This is a genomic window from Vibrio sp. D54, assembly GCF_021728075.1.
GTDB classification, from domain to species: Bacteria; Pseudomonadota; Gammaproteobacteria; order Enterobacterales; family Vibrionaceae; genus Vibrio; species Vibrio alginolyticus.
Genome location: NZ_JAKKCS010000055.1, coordinates 1 through 1,879 on the forward strand (window position 1 = coordinate 1; position 1,879 = coordinate 1,879).

3 protein-coding genes are annotated in these 1,879 nt (G+C 52.6%); all 3 read left to right on the forward strand.

All coding sequences use genetic code 11. The features are described from left to right. Positions 1 to 44 precede the first annotated feature (44 nt). From L3V37_RS24290 to L3V37_RS24300, 3 genes are read left to right on the forward strand one after another with little or no spacing between them, the layout of a single operon-like run. A complete protein-coding gene (locus L3V37_RS24290) occupies positions 45 to 572 on the forward strand; it encodes a hypothetical protein (protein ID WP_017636139.1) in 528 nt (175 codons plus the stop codon). Next, positions 569 to 1,333 (forward strand): hypothetical protein, encoded by a 765-nt coding sequence (locus L3V37_RS24295; protein WP_237307342.1) that lies wholly within the window; start codon positions 569 to 571, stop codon positions 1,331 to 1,333. The genes L3V37_RS24290 and L3V37_RS24295 overlap by 4 nt, the downstream gene beginning before the upstream one ends. A 2-nt stretch (positions 1,334 to 1,335) precedes the next feature. Further along, a complete protein-coding gene (locus L3V37_RS24300; protein WP_237307344.1) occupies positions 1,336 to 1,806 on the forward strand; it encodes a structural protein in 471 nt (156 codons plus the stop codon). The last annotated feature ends 73 nt before the right edge of the window (positions 1,807 to 1,879 follow it).

Below are 1,879 nucleotides of genomic sequence, written 5' to 3' on the forward strand. Positions count from 1 at the left end.
AGCAAGACGGTGACTTTATTCGTTTGGATTTGGGAGTGCAGTAGATGGGTAGTTCTAAATCAAAATCGAGTAATACCAGTAACACCACTAACGTCAGCGGTCAGAATGCCATTAGTGGCGATAACCTTGGTGTGGCGATTTCGGGGGTGAACAACTCGACCATCAATACCACCATGACCGACCACGGCGCAGTGAATGCCGCCATGGAGCTTGGCGAAAAGGCGTTTGACGAAGCCTTTGCGTTTGGTGGCGAGATGCTCAACAGCAATGAGCGTATTTCGCTTGAAGCGATGGACACCACGCACGACATTGCCGAAACCGCCATTGATGAAGTGGCCGATTTTGCGGGCGATTCCTTGGCGACCTATGCCTCAACCAACAGTGAAAACCTCGATATGTTGGCAGGACTGGCGGGCAACCAAGCGGCGCAGAACTCGAAGAATCTACAAGCCATGATGGACTTGGCGAAATTCAAACAAGACGGCGGGCAAGTCGAAACGAGCAAGATGATGGTCGTTCTCGCGATTGTGCTTGTGTTGGTGCTTGGCTACGTAATGGTGAAAAAACGATGAACACGCAACTATTAGCGGGTCAAGCCATCCCGCTGACGCCAGATGGCAATTGGCTGTATCTGAAATCGGCGCAAGCTGAGATTGAAGTCTACCGCGAATCGTCCGGTGAGCGCGTCACGCTTGGCAAGTCGTCGGTGTTTAACGTGGGCGAGGGTAAACACCTTGGGCGTTTGCTTATCTCAAGCCGTACCGATAACCAGATTGAAATTCAATTTGGCTTTGGGATGTTCACGCCGCCCGTTGAGGGGCAAAGCGTGGTGGTGCAAGCACTGCCGAATGTGGTGATTGAGCGCATGCCAGGGGTGACGGTGGAACACTTACCCGCGGTAGAAATCGCGCCCAATCAACAACTGGCGGTGAATCAACTGCCTGCTGTGAAAATCGCAGCGAATCAACAGCTCGGCGTCACGACGTTACCGCCTGTTGAGTTCAAAGCGCCGCAACCCGTGACGGTTCAATCGTTGCCATCGGTGGAAGTGTCTGCATTGCCCGCGGTCACGCTCGAAGCTGCGCAAGTGGTCAACGTCGATGCGCAAGTCAGTCGCAACCTCATCACCGAAGCGGTGAGCGTGTTCCCGCACAACATTGCGCAAAACGCCACGCGTAAAGCCATCACGATTAAGGCGGCGAAAGCCAATACCGCCTCGGTGTTCATTGATGCGTTTGAACTGGAAGCGGGCGAGCGCATCACCATCGAAAGCACGGCCGACATGACCTTAACGGGCGCGGAGGGTGACAGCGTCACACTGTTGGAGGTGTAACCATGCCGTTGTTTATCTTAATTATTTTTGTTTTTGGAATTGGAGCGTTCACCATGACGACATCAACTACATCAAGCGTTCGCGGGATTCGCATTAATAACCCGCTCAACATTCGCATTGCACCAAATGCATGGCAAGGCAAGGTGACACCGTCACGCGATGAAGCCTTTGAAACCTTTCAAGCGCCCGAATGGGGCTTTCGTGCGGGCGCCATTTTGCTGCGTAACTATCAGCGCCGCCATGAACTGCACACCTTAACGGAAATAATTCACCGCTTTGCACCACCAAACGAAAACCACACGGTCAACTATGCACGCTTTGTCGCGGGTCGCGTTGGTGTGGGTATGGATGAACGCATTGATTTGGTGAACAACAAGCCGCTGTTAGTCGAAGTGCTTCACGCGATGAGCATCATGGAAGTGGGTCGCCACTACAGCAAAAACACGGTGCTGAAAGGCGTCAATCTGGTTTAGGGAGAAACACAACATGTTTGAACGTTCAACATTAAAAGGCTTAACGCTTCTCGGTTCCGTTATCGCTGCGGCG